Source organism: Enterococcus sp. AZ104, from assembly GCF_050546705.1.
GTDB lineage: Bacteria > Bacillota > Bacilli > Lactobacillales > Enterococcaceae > Enterococcus > Enterococcus faecalis.
This window is the reverse complement of sequence record NZ_CP172952.1, coordinates 1465615-1479735: the sequence shown is the minus strand read 5'-3', so window position 1 is coordinate 1479735 and position 14121 is coordinate 1465615. Positions and strand designations below refer to the sequence as shown.

At 38.0% G+C, this 14121-nt stretch carries 16 protein-coding genes and 1 pseudogene; 15 read left to right on the top strand and 2 right to left on the bottom strand.

Translation table 11 applies throughout. From position 1 onward, the window contains the following. Window positions 1-3: 3 nt before the first annotated feature. The 9 genes and pseudogenes from IGJ37_RS07180 to ybaK all read left to right on the top strand — a co-directional run bounded on the left by IGJ37_RS07180 (window position 4) and on the right by ybaK (window position 7787). A pseudogene (locus tag IGJ37_RS07180) lies at window positions 4-184 on the top strand (hypothetical protein). Continuing rightward, entirely contained in the window at window positions 181-843 is a 663-nt protein-coding gene (locus IGJ37_RS07175) for a YdeI/OmpD-associated family protein (RefSeq protein WP_104890829.1), read from the top strand. Before IGJ37_RS07180 ends, IGJ37_RS07175 begins: the two are co-directional and overlap by 4 nt. Further along, window positions 843-1310, top strand: coding sequence for a DUF1801 domain-containing protein (locus IGJ37_RS07170; protein ID WP_002369299.1), 468 nt, complete (start codon window positions 843-845; stop codon window positions 1308-1310). Before IGJ37_RS07175 ends, IGJ37_RS07170 begins: the two co-directional genes overlap by 1 nt. Before the next feature lie 10 nt (window positions 1311-1320). Beyond that, entirely contained in the window at window positions 1321-2214 is an 894-nt protein-coding gene (locus IGJ37_RS07165; RefSeq protein ID WP_002357396.1) for a deoxyribonuclease IV, read from the top strand. A gap of 193 nt (window positions 2215-2407) precedes the next feature. After that, complete coding sequence (locus IGJ37_RS07160) at window positions 2408-2626, top strand: YneF family protein (protein WP_002357397.1); 219 nt, start codon at window positions 2408-2410, stop codon at window positions 2624-2626. 196 nt (window positions 2627-2822) lie between these two features. After that, window positions 2823-4574, top strand: coding sequence for an ABC transporter ATP-binding protein (locus tag IGJ37_RS07155; protein WP_252671098.1), 1752 nt, complete (start codon window positions 2823-2825; stop codon window positions 4572-4574). Then, complete coding sequence (locus IGJ37_RS07150) at window positions 4574-6358, top strand: ABC transporter ATP-binding protein (RefSeq protein ID WP_002374713.1); 1785 nt, start codon at window positions 4574-4576, stop codon at window positions 6356-6358. The genes IGJ37_RS07155 and IGJ37_RS07150 overlap by 1 nt, the downstream gene beginning before the upstream one ends. 155 nt (window positions 6359-6513) lie before the next feature. Then, window positions 6514-7275 carry a type I 3-dehydroquinate dehydratase gene (gene aroD / locus IGJ37_RS07145; protein WP_174121051.1) on the top strand — a complete coding sequence of 254 codons (762 nt, stop codon included), beginning with the start codon at window positions 6514-6516 and terminating at the stop codon, window positions 7273-7275. Then, complete coding sequence (gene ybaK, locus IGJ37_RS07140) at window positions 7272-7787, top strand: Cys-tRNA(Pro) deacylase (RefSeq protein ID WP_016633917.1); 516 nt, start codon at window positions 7272-7274, stop codon at window positions 7785-7787. Before aroD ends, ybaK begins: the two co-directional genes overlap by 4 nt. A gap of 129 nt (window positions 7788-7916) precedes the next feature. On the opposite strand, the gene IGJ37_RS07135 is transcribed toward ybaK, so the two are convergent. Then, entirely contained in the window at window positions 7917-8324 is a 408-nt protein-coding gene (locus IGJ37_RS07135) for a ribonuclease HI family protein (protein ID WP_002357402.1), read from the bottom strand. A gap of 100 nt (window positions 8325-8424) precedes the next feature. On the opposite strand from IGJ37_RS07135, the gene IGJ37_RS07130 reads away from it, so the two are divergent. Next, a complete protein-coding gene (locus IGJ37_RS07130) occupies window positions 8425-8886 on the top strand; it encodes an EbsA family protein (protein WP_010712512.1) in 462 nt (153 codons plus the stop codon). Between the two features lie 104 nt (window positions 8887-8990). On the opposite strand, the gene IGJ37_RS07125 is transcribed toward IGJ37_RS07130, so the two are convergent. Beyond that, window positions 8991-9197: a cold-shock protein gene (locus IGJ37_RS07125; RefSeq protein WP_002357404.1), complete on the bottom strand. Its 207-nt coding sequence runs from the start codon at window positions 9195-9197 to the stop codon at window positions 8991-8993. 178 nt (window positions 9198-9375) lie between these two features. Between IGJ37_RS07125 and IGJ37_RS07120 the strand changes: the two genes are divergently transcribed. The 5 genes from IGJ37_RS07120 (at window position 9376) to pyrR (ending at window position 14107) form a co-directional block, all read left to right on the top strand. After that, window positions 9376-11046, top strand: a complete 1671-nt coding sequence (locus tag IGJ37_RS07120; protein WP_325814834.1) for a formate--tetrahydrofolate ligase — start codon at window positions 9376-9378, stop codon at window positions 11044-11046. A 104-nt stretch (window positions 11047-11150) separates the two neighbouring features. Beyond that, entirely contained in the window at window positions 11151-11855 is a 705-nt protein-coding gene (locus IGJ37_RS07115; RefSeq protein WP_002360173.1) for a CBS domain-containing protein, read from the top strand. 5 nt (window positions 11856-11860) lie between these two features. Then, on the top strand, window positions 11861-12337 hold the full coding sequence (gene lspA / locus IGJ37_RS07110; protein WP_002360174.1) for a signal peptidase II: 477 nt from the start codon (window positions 11861-11863) through the stop codon (window positions 12335-12337). Beyond that, window positions 12324-13229, top strand: a complete 906-nt coding sequence (locus tag IGJ37_RS07105; RefSeq protein WP_002371061.1) for an RluA family pseudouridine synthase — start codon at window positions 12324-12326, stop codon at window positions 13227-13229. The genes lspA and IGJ37_RS07105 overlap by 14 nt, the downstream gene beginning before the upstream one ends. A gap of 338 nt (window positions 13230-13567) precedes the next feature. Further along, the gene (gene pyrR, locus IGJ37_RS07100; protein WP_301280621.1) at window positions 13568-14107 is read left to right on the top strand and encodes a bifunctional pyr operon transcriptional regulator/uracil phosphoribosyltransferase PyrR; all 540 of its coding nucleotides are present in this window, start codon (window positions 13568-13570) and stop codon (window positions 14105-14107) included. Window positions 14108-14121: the final 14 nt, after the last annotated feature.

The following is a 14121-nucleotide window of genomic DNA, read 5'->3' as shown; positions in this document are numbered from 1 at the left end:
AAAATGAAAGCTTGGGACGAAGGTCGTTTAGACAACAGGTTCCAAGCTTTCGCTTTTAAAAAAGATAAATTGGGATTAATTCTGTTACAAAAAAACTCTTTTTTACTATTGGGCATATTCAATTACAGATAACTTGTGCTATGCTAGAATAAAAAGTGCAGTCGCTATAAGGAGTAGGTTATGAAATCAATTGTCGAAAAGTTAAACTTAACGAAGTATCAGCAACTAGTTATTTTAAATAGACCACAGGCAGAGTATCTATCTGAATTTGCTTCAGCCGCGCAGCAATTACCCTCAGAACCAGTTGAGCTGATTTTTGCATTTGTGAAAACGATGGCGGAATTTCAAGAGATTGTTTCAATGGTGATTGAAGGTCAACATTTAGTAGAAAATGGGTTGTTATATGTGGCTTATCCGAAAAAAGGCAATAAAATGTATCCAACTTTTGTCCACCGAGATGAAATTTTTCCAACATTACAAGTAAACGAGGCAGATGGGTATATTAAAGGCTCAACCTTAAAATTTAATCGCATGGTTAGTTTAGATGAGACTTTTACGGTTGTCGGCATGAAGAATGTTCTTAAAAAGCCAGCGAAGAATCAGACCAGTTCTGCTGTTGGGGATTATGTTCAATATTTACCAGAAATTGAAGCGTTGGTACAAACAGAACCAGCTGCTGCAGCGACATTCGCTGCATTAACGCCTGGTTATCAAAAAGAGTGGGCGCGGTATGTATTTAGTGCAAAGCGAGCGGAGACACGGAAAAAGCGGCAAACTGAAATGTTAGTCATTTTAAAAGAAGGCTATAAAACCAAAGCGCTTTATCAGCAAAGGAAGAAATAATGGCGCAGTCAATTGAAACAGTTACAGCATACATCGAAACAGTTGAACCAAACTGGCGAATTGCTTATCAGCAAGTATTAGATGTCGTTTCGCAAAATTTGCCAGCAGGATTTGAATTAACAATGCAATATGGCATGCCAACCTTTGTTGTGCCACTTTCAGTATTTCCAGAAGGCTATCTTAACCGTGGTGATGAACCGTTACCATTTATCAGCTTAGGCGCTACTAAAAGGCAAGTAGCTTTATATCACATGGGATTAATGGGAAATGAAGCCGTCCGAAGTTGGTTTCAAGAAGCCTATCAGGAACAAGTGTCAACAAAGCTAAACATGGGGAAAAGTTGTCTTCGCTTCACTAATCCTAAGCGAATACCCTATGAACTAATTGGCGAATTAGTAACAAAAATCACGCTAGAAGAATGGCTGCAACAGTATCAACACTACCAAAAGAAAAAGAAGAATTATTAGGAGGAACCACATGTTATTAGGATCACACGTTAGTATGAGTGGCAAGAAAATGCTATTAGGCTCTGCCGAGGAAGCGGCTAGTTATGGCTCAACAACCTTTATGATTTATACAGGTGCGCCACAAAACACGCGTCGGAAACCGATTGAAGAAATGAATATTGAAGCTGGGCAAGCTTTTATGAAGGAACACAATTTAAGTAATATCGTCGTTCATGCCCCGTATATTATTAATTTAGGTAATACAATTAAAACGGAAAATTTCGGTTTTGCCGTAGACTTTTTGCGTCAAGAAATTGAGCGAGCACAAGCGTTGGGAGCAACGCAAATCACGTTACACCCAGGTGCGCATGTTGGTGCAGGTCCAGAAGCTGGCATCAAACAAATTGTTAAAGGTCTAAATGAAGTCTTGTGGAAAGAGCAAATCCCTCAAATCGCTTTAGAAACCATGGCTGGTAAAGGGACCGAAATCGGCCGTACATTTGACGAACTAGCTGCGATTATTGACGGAGTTACGCTAAATGATAAACTTTCTGTCACTCTGGATACTTGTCACATTAATGATGCAGGTTATAATGTAAAAGATGATTTTGATGGCGTGTTAGTTGAATTTGATAAAATTATCGGATTGGATCGTTTAAAAGTTATTCATGTGAATGATTCTAAAAATCCTATGGGCTCACATAAAGATCGTCATGCCAATATTGGCTTTGGCACTATTGGTTTTGAAGCTTTAAACGGTGTGGTTCACCATGAAAAATTAACTGCTTTACCAAAAATTTTAGAAACACCTTATGTCGGAGAAGACAAAAAAAATAAAAAGGCCCCTTACGGCTTTGAAATTGCGATGTTAAAAAATCAAACATTTGATCCAGAATTATTAGAAAAAATTCAAGGACAAAACTGAAGCAACAATCGCTCTTAAAGGTCCTATTGACATTTAAGAGCGTATATTTTTGACTTTTAATCACTATTTTGCAAAAAAATCAGACTTTTTTCATTATTTAAGAGAAATCCCGCAAAAAGAACTTTTCTTTTTTTGCTATTTCTAGTAAAATAATTCATTGAGAGCAAAACTATACGGAGAGGAGAGAGTTTCAATGGCAACAGGTTGGGTAGTATTAATCGCAGTAATCGCTTTATTAGTAGGCGCTGCAGGGGGCTTTTTCCTTGCACGCAAATATATGCAAGATTATTTCAAAAAAAATCCTCCCGTTAATGAGGATATGTTACGCATGATGATGGCATCAATGGGTCAAAAACCGTCAGAGAAAAAGGTTAGACAAATGATGCAACAAATGAAAAACCAAGGAAAATAGTAAAGGTTATTCAGGTAATCATGAATAAGTGTAAAAACGGGCTGATTTTCAGTCCGTTTTTTTGTTGTTTTGCGGGAGAATAGGATAATCTAGGAGGAAAAGAGCGAAACGTTTAATCAAAAACAACAATAACGAAGAAACCTTCTAGCTCGAAAGTAGTCTTCGTAGAACAACAAAGTAAAGGAGGGACAACTGAATGTCCATATTCAAAAAATTAGGCTGGTTTTTTAAGCAAGAGAAAAAAAGTTATATTATTGGGGTTTTCTCATTAATGATGGTCGCTCTTGTTCAATTAGTCCCGCCCAAAGTTATTGGCGTCGTTGTAGATGAAATCGTTAACAAAGAAATTCGCTTAACGAAAATTATCGTGTGGGTTGCACTCTTGATTGGTGCTGGGCTTGCCCAATATCTTTTTCGCTATATTTGGCGGATGCATATTTGGGGGAGTGCCGCTCGTTTGGAAAAAGAGCTACGGACTCAATTATTTCATCATTTCACAAAAATGGATAGCATCTTTTATCAGAAATATCGGACAGGTGACTTGATGGCGCATGCAACCAATGATTTAAATGCCATCCAAAATGTGGCTGGAGCTGGGATTTTAACGTTTGCCGACTCTGTGATTACGGGAGGAACAACGATTATCGCAATGGTTCTATTTGTCGATTGGCGCTTAACATTAATTGCTTTATTACCGCTGCCTTTATTAGCCGTCACTTCACGAGTTTTAGGTTCTAAGTTGCATGATGCCTTTCGAGATTCACAAGCTGCTTTTTCAGCGATTAATGATAAAACACAAGAAAGTATCACTGGAATTAAAGTCATTAAAACATTTGGGCAAGAAAAAGAAGATCTTGCTGATTTTACAGAGAAAATTGATGATGCTATCGTCAAAAATAAACGAACGAACTTTTTAGATGCACTATTTGATCCGTTTATTACGCTGATTATTGGTGTTTCTTATGTTTTGACAATTATTATTGGTGGTCGTTTCATCATGGAAGGAACGATTAGTTTAGGTCAGTTGGTCTCTTTCATTGCCTATATTGGGATGCTAGTTTGGCCAATGTTTGCAATTGGGCGCTTATTTAATGTGTTGGAACGTGGGAATGCTAGTTACGATCGTGTAAACGAATTATTGCATGAAAAAACGCATATTATCGAACGAAAAGATGCCATCAAAACGATGGCGCAAGGAACAATTTCAATGAAGATTGATTCTTTTTCTTATCCAAAAGAAGAGACGGTGGCATTGGAAAATATCCAATTTTCGTTGCAAGAAGGAGAAACTTTGGGGATTGTTGGCAAAACAGGCGCTGGTAAAACCACTATTTTGAAGTTGTTGATGCGTGAATATGACCAATACCAAGGAACGATTTCCTTTGGAAAACATGACATTAAAAATTACACATTAGATGCATTGATGGGTGCAATGGGTTACGTGCCACAGGACCATTTTCTCTTTTCCATGACGGTACGAGATAACATTCGTTTTGCTAAACCAGACTTGGAACAAGCGGCAGTTGAACAAGCGGCAGCATTAGCATTTATTAACCAAGAAATTAAAGCATTCCCTGAAGGCTATGACACAATGGTTGGGGAACGTGGCGTTTCGCTTTCTGGAGGACAAAAACAACGGATTTCTATTGCACGGGCCTTGATTGTTGAACCAGAATTGTTAATTTTAGACGATGCCTTATCTGCAGTCGATGCGAAGACTGAAGAGGCGATTTTATCAAACCTAAAAGAAACGCGCCAAGAAAAAACCACTATCATTACAGCGCATCGTTTAAGTAGTGTCATGCATGCAAAAGAAATCTTAGTGTTGGATGAAGGGAAAATTATTGAACGGGGGACGCATCCAGAGTTACTGGCTCAGAAGGGTTGGTATCAGCGGATGTGGAAAAAACAGCAATTAGAAGCGAAAATTGAAGGGAGTGAGAGTTAATGGAAGAAAAGTATCAATCCGAATGGTCCAGAGAGTTACCGCTGAAAGAACAATTAACGATTGTTCAGCGTTTGTTTCGTTTTGCCAAACCGTTTCGACGCATGTTTTACACAGCTATTCTCTTTGCATTTGGCTTATCAATTATCAATATTCTTTTGCCTAGAGTCATTCAAGTTTTTATGGATAATTATTTAACGCCTAAAACTGCTACAATGCAAGTGATTCTAACTTTTGCTGCTATTTATTTCTTTGGTGTCATTGTCAAAAGTATTGTTTGGTTTTTCCAATGGTATTTGTATTCGATGGCTTCTTTAAAAACGTATCAATATATACGAGTGAAATTATTTGAAAAATTACACACTTTAGGTATGCGTTATTTTGATCAAACACCAGCGGGTTCGACGGTGTCTCGTGTTACAAATGACACAGAAACATTGTTTGAATTCTGGTATGTATTCTTAATGGTGATTACAGGAATTTTTGCCGTAATCTCGTCATTTTTTGCAATGTTTCAACTCAGTCCAGAAATCTCATTTTATTGTCTAATTTTCTTGCCGATTTTATTAGTTGTGATTTGGTATTACCAAAAATTTAGTTCAAAATTATATCGCAGTATGCGGGAAAAATTAAGTCAATTAAACACCAAACTAAATGAATACATCTCTGGGATGCAAATCATTCAACAATTTCGCCAAGAAAAGCGTTTGGAAAAAGAATTTGAGGAAACCAATGATGATTATTTAAAAACACGAGTAGCAATGATTCGTATGAATTCGTTATTATTAAGTCCTATCATTAATTTGTTGTATACGTTGGCGATTGCATTGGCCTTAACTATGTTTGGCATCGATGCTTTACATTCTCCTGTAGAAGCGGGGATGATTTATGCTTTTGTAACGTATGTCCAAGCTTTTTTTAATCCGATGACACAAATGATGGACTTCCTAAGTATCTTTACAGATGGGATTGTCGCAGGTAGCCGTATTTTAAAAATTATGGATACGGAAGAATTAACGCCGCAACAATCAGTAGGTGCGAATGGGGAAATTATTCGCGGGAAAATTGAATTTCGCAATGTTACTTTTTCTTATGACGGCAAAAACGAAGTATTGAAAAATATTAGCTTTGTCGCGAATCCCGGGGAAACCGTCGCTTTAGTCGGTCATACAGGAAGTGGTAAAAGTTCAATTATTAATGTACTCATGCGTTTCTATGAATTTTATGAAGGGCAGATTTTAATTGATGATCGTGACATTCGTGATTTTCCCATGACAGAATTACGAGAAAAGATGGGCTTAGTATTACAGGACGCTTTCATGTTTTATGGAGATATTGCTGGAAATATCCGTTTACTGAATCCCAATATTACAGATGAACAAATTAAACAGGCTGCGGAATTTGTTCAGGCGGATAAATTTATCCACACGTTACCCAATACCTATCATGCGAAAGTCATTGAACGAGGAGCGAGTTATTCTAGCGGGCAACGTCAATTAATTTCGTTTGCACGAACGATTGTGACTGATCCCAAAATTTTAGTTTTAGATGAAGCAACCGCTAATATTGATACAGAAACAGAAGGATTGATTCAAGAAGGATTAGCCAAAATGCGTCAAGGGAGAACGACAATTGCGATTGCGCATCGCCTTTCGACGATTCGTGATGCAAACTTGATTTTAGTTTTAGACAAAGGGCAGATTGTAGAACGAGGAACGCACGAAACGTTACTGGCAGAAGGTGGCCTTTATGCGGATATGTATCAGTTACAAAGTACGGAAGTTTAACGTAACAACAGAAAGAGTTAAATAACCCAAACAAAGGCATTTAGTGTTAGGGAATTCCTAATTCTAGGTGTCTTTGTAGCTCTTTAAATTGCAAAAAAGAATAGAAATGGTATGATATGAAGAGAGAAAAACAAACGAGGAAGTTAGGTGGAACTGTGAAGCCAGTTATAGTCAAAAAAGTGCGAATAGGTGAAGGGAATCCCAAAATTGTGGTGCCCATTGTTGCTCGAACAGCCGAGGATATTTTGGCCGAAGCAACGGCGAGCCAAACACTAGATTGTGATTTGGTGGAATGGCGTTTAGACTATTATGAAAATGTCGCTGATTTTTCCGATGTATGTAATCTTTCACAACAAGTAATGGAACGGTTGGGGCAAAAACCGTTATTGTTAACTTTTCGTACACAAAAAGAAGGCGGCGAAATGGCTTTTTCTGAGGAAAATTATTTTGCTTTGTATCATGAATTAGTGAAAAAGGGTGCGTTGGATTTATTAGATATTGAATTATTTGCGAATCCGCTGGCGGCAGATACGTTAATTCACGAAGCTAAAAAGGCGGGGATTAAAATTGTTCTCTGTAATCACGACTTTCAGAAAACACCGTCGCAAGAGGAGATTGTCGCACGGTTACGCCAAATGCAAATGCGTCAGGCGGATATTTGTAAAATAGCTGTGATGCCACAAGATGCGACAGATGTACTTACGTTACTTTCAGCAACCAATGAAATGTACACCCATTATGCATCCGTCCCAATCGTTACTATGTCAATGGGACAGTTAGGGATGATTAGTCGCGTAACAGGTCAACTGTTCGGGTCGGCACTAACTTTTGGCTCCGCCCAGCAAGCGTCCGCACCGGGCCAACTATCCGTACAAGTATTAAGAAATTATTTAAAGACATTCGAACAAAACAAGTGATTCAGAAGGTGAAAAAAGTGGCAAAGAAAAAAACACAACAAAAAACGAATGCGATGCGCATGGTAGAACAACATAAAGTACCATATAAAGAATATGAATTCGCTTGGAGTGAAGATCATTTAAGTGCAGAAAGTGTCGCTGAAAGTTTAGGTATTGAAAAAGGACGAATTTTTAAAACCTTGGTTACAGTAGGTAATAAAACAGGTCCAGTCGTGGCTGTCATTCCTGGTAATCAAGAATTAGATTTGAAAAAATTAGCGAAAGCTAGTGGCAACAAAAAGGTAGAAATGCTTCACTTAAAAGATTTAGAAGCAACCACAGGCTATATTCGTGGGGGCTGTTCACCAATTGGGATGAAAAAACAATTTCCCACCTATTTGGCTGAAGAAGCTCAACAATATTCTGCAATTATTGTTTCTGCAGGCAAACGTGGCATGCAAATTGAATTAGCGCCTGAAGCAATCCTTTCGCTAAGCAATGGGCAATTTGCGGAAATAACGACAAAAGAATAAGTGGCTATAAGAAGAAGTCGAGACAGAACCGTTTATCTGTTTTTAAACGTGGAGCAAAAATCACTAGGGATTTTTGCTCCACGTGTTTAACTATCAAATTAATAAAGGAAAAGCATTAAGTAAACAGTGCTACTTTTTATTGGGATAAAATTTTTGTAATGCTTGCCGTGCAAGCATATCGGCCGCTTTGTTTTGACTTTCAGGTAGCCATTTGATTAAGAGCAAAGGGAAATTCTTTTCTAGTTGTTGATATTCTGCTAAATAAGGCTGGTACTTTTCATTTTTAGCATAGTTTTTTTCAATTGTTTGGACAACAATTTTACTATCTGAGTGGAGAAGAACGGTTTGTTGATTGTCTTCATTGGCAATCGCTTGTTTTAAAGCTTCAATCAGCACTTTAAATTCGGCTTCGTGATTACTAACAATGCCTAAAGGCACATGCAATTGTTGCCGCGATTGGTCGGTGAGGTAAACGATACCGCCGCCAGATTCACCTGGATTGCCTTTTGTTGCAGCATCTACATAAATTCTTAACATAAAATTACTCCTAATTTCTTTTTGTTCTTAAAAAAAGTATGTTACTATTATAACATATTTAAATTTAGCGGCGTTGATCCAGAAGTAGTGAGGGCACTTTATGAAAAAACAGAAATTCTATTGGCAGCCAGAATTAGCATCAACAATTATTTACTGGTCTTGCACATTTTGTATATTATTTATTAGTTTAATTTTAGCATTGGAAAATAATGGTCCTTACTTGATTAGTAATCTGGTGATGGTTCCATTTTTTGTGTTTGCTTATCTAGGAATTGCGCGGTCTTTTAACCTGACAGAAACATCTTTAATTGTCAGAGATGTTTTATGGTTTCGCAAAAAAGCACTTCCGCTTTCTCAGATAGAAAAAGTAACCTACAATGAAAAAAGCATCGAAATTTTTTCCTCAGAATTTAAGGAAGGCTCAAAAGTCTTTTTAATGAAAAAGAAAACGATTCCGTTATTTCTTGAGGCACTTAAGATAAAAAAGCCTGAATTGAAGGTAGCAGAAGATCATTCTTTGGGCCTTCATAAAAAAGAAGAAAAAAACAAGAGTGAGTCATAAGTCGAAACGACTGGTGACCCACTCTCAAAATCTTAAAATAATCAGCTGAAACAAACGCTACGTTTACTTACTTTTTGGAGCAAAGCGTTGTTGGTTCAGCTTTTTTAGTTATCTATTTTTTTGACATGTGCTGCTTGTAGCCCACGATTGCCTTCCATTATCTCGAACTCTACAGATTGATTCTCATCAAGTGATTTGAATCCGTCACCTTCTATAGCAGTGAAGTGGACAAAAATCTCATCTTCTTCGTTGTAAACGATAAAACCATAACCTTTTCTGTTATCGAACCATTTGACAATTCCTTTTTGCATCCAATTCACGCTCCTTTTAGATTTGTAAAGACACTTTCATTATACGAGAAAAGGCTACCAAACGTCAATGGTTGGGTTGTTTAAAAAAGGTTATTCTAGCCATTCTATTCAATACAAGCTATAATTTAAAAGAAACAATGTGTCACAAAGACGATAAAGAATTGAAAAGGGGTCCGTTATGAAGACAGATATTAACATTGCACAAGCAGCAACATTAAAACCTATTCAAGAGATTGCCGAAACAATCGGTCTTTCAGAAGATTCGCTCGAACTTTATGGGAAATACAAAGCGAAAATAGATTTTCCAACGCTTCAATCCTTAGAAGCGCAACCAGAAGGTAAATTAATTCTCGTTACATCGATTAATCCAACACCAGCAGGAGAAGGAAAATCAACCGTGACCATTGGTTTAGGAGATGCATTAAATCAAATCAATAAAAAAACAGTTATTGCCCTAAGAGAACCATCATTAGGTCCTGTGATGGGGATTAAAGGTGGCGCAACAGGTGGCGGTTACGCACAAGTATTACCAATGGAAGAAATCAATTTGCATTTTACTGGTGATATGCATGCGATTACGACAGCCAATAATGCCTTAGCTGCGTTACTAGATAATCATTTACAGCAAGGAAATGAATTAAAGATTGATTCTCGACGGGTGATTTGGAAACGGGCAGTGGATCTAAATGATCGTGCGCTCAGACAGGTCGTTGTTGGTTTAGGCGGTCCTTTCCAAGGTGTACCAAGAGAAGACGGTTTCGATATTACTGTGGCGAGCGAAATTATGGCGATTCTTTGTTTAGCGCAAAATTTAACGGACTTAAAAGAACGCTTAAGTCGGATTATTGTCGCCTATAATGACCAAAGAGAGCCGGTGACGGTTAAAGATTTAAACGTGGCAGGTGCCCTGACTTTATTATTAAAAGACGCCTTAAAACCTAATTTAGTTCAAACGATTGAAGGAACTCCAGCTTTTGTTCACGGTGGTCCTTTTGCCAATATCGCTCATGGATGTAACAGTATTTTAGCGACAAAAACAGCTTTGCATCTAGGGGATTATGTCGTAACAGAAGCAGGTTTTGGTGGCGACTTGGGTGGCGAAAAATTTTTAGATATTAAAGTACCTTCTTTAGGAAAAGCACCCGATGCCGTTGTGATTGTGGCAACGATTCGCGCGTTGAAAATGCATGGCGGTTTGGCGAAAGATCAGTTAGCAGAAGAAAATTTACCAGCGTTACAAAAAGGCTTTGCCAACTTAGAACAACATATTCAAAACATGCAACGTTATGATGTACCAGTAGTTGTTGCAATTAATGAGTTTACACAGGATACAGAAAAAGAAATTCAACTATTGAAAGAAGCCTGCCAAGCGTTAGGCGTGCCCGTCGAGTTAACAAGTGTTTGGGCGCAAGGTGGCGCAGGTGGCACGAATCTAGCGAAAACAGTAGTAGCAGAGATTGAAGCCAATACAAAACAGTTTCAACCTTTATATAATCCTCGCCAAACTATTGAAGAAAAAATTCAAGCCATTGTACAAACGATTTACGGCGGGGAACAGGCGATTTTTTCTCCGAAAGCGCAAAAACAAATCGCAGACTTTACAAAAAATGGTTGGGATCAATTACCAATCTGCATGGCGAAGACACAGTATTCACTTTCTGACGATCCTCAAAAATTAGGACGGCCAGAAGGATTTACGATTACGATTCGTGAACTAGTTCCAAAAATCGGTGCGGGGTTTATCGTGGCGTTAACGGGTGACATTTTAACGATGCCTGGCTTGCCGAAGGTTCCTGCTGCGTTAAATATGGATGTGGACGAAACGGGTCAAGCGAGCGGTCTCTTTTAAAGCCGCTCTTTCCTGAGACCTATTTTTAGTATATACTTGAAAGTAGCTCAATAAAAAATAATGACGGAAATTTATTGCGTAGTTTATTATAAGGAGCAACGACTATGGGGGAACGAGCAGATACATTTTTAGCACACTTTAATCGCATTGAAAAGTGGATGAGAGAGAGACTGAACAATCCTGTCAACATGGGATTCAGTGAAATGACAAGACGTCTTTCCCGAAAAGAAAAAGGACAGATTGCTCAATTTGAAGAGGATTTGCTTCAAATGGCTCAGTTAAGAAATGCCATCGTTCATGAGCGAATTGCTGATGATTTTGTAATTGCAGAGCCAAACGAATGGGCAGTTCAACGAATTGAAACGATTGAACAAGCTTTAACAAAACCAGAAAAAGTAGTGCCTAAATTTGCGAAACGTGTTACAGCTTTTGAAATCACCACTTCTTTAGAAACGTTATTAACGATTATTGCAAAAAAACAATATTCTCAATTTCCGATTTATGAAAAAGGTGTATTTAAAGGATTAATCACGGTTCGAGGGATTGGTGTATGGTTTGCCATTGAGAGCACCAAAGGCGAAGTTCACATTGCCAACCGAACGGTGCGAGAATTGTTGGCATCAAATTATAAACGCAGCAACTATCAATTTGTTTCAATTGAAGCAACCGTTTTTGAAGTTGAACAAATGTTTCGGGAGCAGCCACGCTTAGAAGCTGTGCTTATTAGTAAAAGTGGCCATCCTAATGGTGAGTTAGTAGGCATTGTTCGACCAAGAGATTTAGCAAGTATTCATAGAGAAAAGGAATGACGCGATTGTTAGTAGTATATTTTTTAATCAGTGCCTTATTAGTAGGGCTTGACCAATGGAGCAAATATTTGACGGTCCAAAACATTTCTTTGGGTGAAACAAAAGAATTCATTCCTGGATTTTTGTCGCTGACCCATTTAAGAAATACCGGAGCTGCTTGGAGCTTATTAGAAGGAAAGATGATATTCTTTTATGTCATCACAGTAATTGTTAGTGTCGTGATTATTTATTTATTAATTAAGAATTATAAAAAAAGTATCTGGTATTCTGTAGGTTTATCTTTTGTCTTAGCAGGTGCCATTGGAAATTTTATTGATCGTGTACGTTTAGGCTACGTGGTGGACATGCTCCAAACGGATTTTATGAATTTTCCTATTTTTAATGTTGCAGATAGTACGTTAGTGGTCGGCGTTATTTGTATATTTATTTATTTGATTTTAGATGAAAAAGCAGCAAAGGAAGGCAAAAATGGAACAAATTAACGTAACGATTCAAACAGAAAAAGGCCGGATTGACAAAGTATTAAGTGAACATTTACCCAATCATTCTCGCTCGCAAATTCAACAATGGTTAAAAGAAAAACACGTAACAGTTAACGGTGAAACGGTCCGCGCAAATTACAAAGTTACAGCAGGCGATGAAATTGTGGTAACAATTCCTGAACCAGAAGTTCTAGATATGGTAGCAGAGGATATTCCTTTGACCATTGTTTATGAAGACAATGATGTGATTGTCGTCAACAAACCTCAAGGCATGGTTGTTCATCCTTCGGCAGGGCACCCCAATGGTACATTAGTGAACGCGTTACTTCATCATGCGGATCACTTATCGGCGATAAATGATGTGGTGCGACCGGGAATTGTTCATCGAATTGATAAAGATACTTCGGGGCTATTGATGGTGGCTAAAAATGATCAAGCCCATGAATCATTAGCGAAACAGCTAAAAGAAAAAACATCGTTACGTAAATACGTTGCCTTGGTCCACGGTGTTATTCCTCACGATAAGGGAGAAATAAATGCACCTATTGGTCGTTCCAAGGTTGACCGCAAAATGCAAGCGGTCATTGAAGGCGGTAAAGAAGCAGTCACGCACTTTACTGTTTTAGAGCGTTTTGATGCATTTACCTTAGTTGAATTACAACTAGAAACAGGCCGGACACATCAAATCCGTGTTCACATGAAATATATCGGTTATCCATTAGCTGGAGATCCGTTATATGGACCGAAAAAAACATTGCCTGGCAATGGGCAATTTTTACATGCGAAGTTATTAGGCTTTACACATCCTACTACAGGTGAACAATTAGTTTTTGAAGCACCTTTACCAGAAGTTTTTGAAAAAACTTTACACCAATTAAGAAATAATCATTGATTTTTTTCTGAAGAAGAGGTAAACTCTTTTTTAAGAAGAAAAATAACTAAATAACTGTAACCTTTAAGTTTAGTCCCGTGAGGCTAAGAAGGAATCATGCAAAAGAACACTAGGTGCGCTTAGTTAGTAAGTTGTGTGGGCTACATGGTACCCTTGTACCTTTTTAAACTGTAACCAACATCCTCCTATCCTCATACGGGTAGGAGGATTTTTTGTTGGAAAAAATAACAGGACAATTTCAATAAAAATCCACTTATTTTTCAGCTGCTCAATTGAAGGAAGAATCGCTGACCCCAAGACAGCGAGGACGTAGATAAAAAAGAAATGAGGAGGAAATTATTATGCCAAAGAAAGAAGTTGTTGACGCAGTCACAATGAAACGAGCGCTTACTCGAATCTCGTATGAAATTATTGAAAGAAACAAAGGAATTCAAGACATTGTTTTAGTAGGAATTAAAACGCGTGGGATATACATTGCACAACGTCTAGCCGAACGCTTAAAACAATTAGAAGATATTGACGTGCCAGTTGGTGAATTAGATATTACTTTGTATCGTGATGATGTGAAAGATATGGAGGAACCTGAATTACATTCTTCTGACGTACCAGTCTCAATTGAAGGTAAAGAAGTTATTTTAGTGGATGATGTCTTGTACACGGGCCGGACCATTCGTGCTGCGATGGACGCTGTTATGGATTTAGGTCGTCCAAGAAAAATCTCTTTAGCAGTCTTAGTAGATCGTGGGCATCGGGAACTACCGATTCGTGCCGATTATGTAGGGAAAAATATTCCAACATCAAAAACTGAGGAAATTATTGTGGAAATGGAAGAGCGTGACGGCGCAGATCGTATTATGATCAGTAAAGGAAACGAATAAAAAGGAGTGAACAA

Excerpts from the sequence above, each read along its gene's own strand:
- IGJ37_RS07175 (WP_104890829.1), top strand. The coding sequence starts at position 181 with ATGAAATCAATTGTCGAAAAGTTAAACTTAACGAAGTATCAGCAACTA.
- IGJ37_RS07170 (WP_002369299.1), top strand. The coding sequence starts at position 843 with ATGGCGCAGTCAATTGAAACAGTTACAGCATACATCGAAACAGTTGAA.
- IGJ37_RS07165 (WP_002357396.1), top strand. The coding sequence starts at position 1,321 with ATGTTATTAGGATCACACGTTAGTATGAGTGGCAAGAAAATGCTATTA.
- IGJ37_RS07160 (WP_002357397.1), top strand. The coding sequence starts at position 2,408 with ATGGCAACAGGTTGGGTAGTATTAATCGCAGTAATCGCTTTATTAGTA.
- IGJ37_RS07155 (WP_252671098.1), top strand. The coding sequence starts at position 2,823 with ATGTCCATATTCAAAAAATTAGGCTGGTTTTTTAAGCAAGAGAAAAAA.
- IGJ37_RS07150 (WP_002374713.1), top strand. The coding sequence starts at position 4,574 with ATGGAAGAAAAGTATCAATCCGAATGGTCCAGAGAGTTACCGCTGAAA.
- IGJ37_RS07135 (WP_002357402.1), bottom strand. The coding sequence starts at position 8,324 with ATGTTAAGAATTTATGTAGATGCTGCAACAAAAGGCAATCCAGGTGAA.
- IGJ37_RS07130 (WP_010712512.1), top strand. The coding sequence starts at position 8,425 with ATGAAAAAACAGAAATTCTATTGGCAGCCAGAATTAGCATCAACAATT.
- IGJ37_RS07125 (WP_002357404.1), bottom strand. The coding sequence starts at position 9,197 with ATGCAAAAAGGAATTGTCAAATGGTTCGATAACAGAAAAGGTTATGGT.
- IGJ37_RS07120 (WP_325814834.1), top strand. The coding sequence starts at position 9,376 with ATGAAGACAGATATTAACATTGCACAAGCAGCAACATTAAAACCTATT.
- IGJ37_RS07115 (WP_002360173.1), top strand. The coding sequence starts at position 11,151 with ATGGGGGAACGAGCAGATACATTTTTAGCACACTTTAATCGCATTGAA.
- IGJ37_RS07105 (WP_002371061.1), top strand. The coding sequence starts at position 12,324 with ATGGAACAAATTAACGTAACGATTCAAACAGAAAAAGGCCGGATTGAC.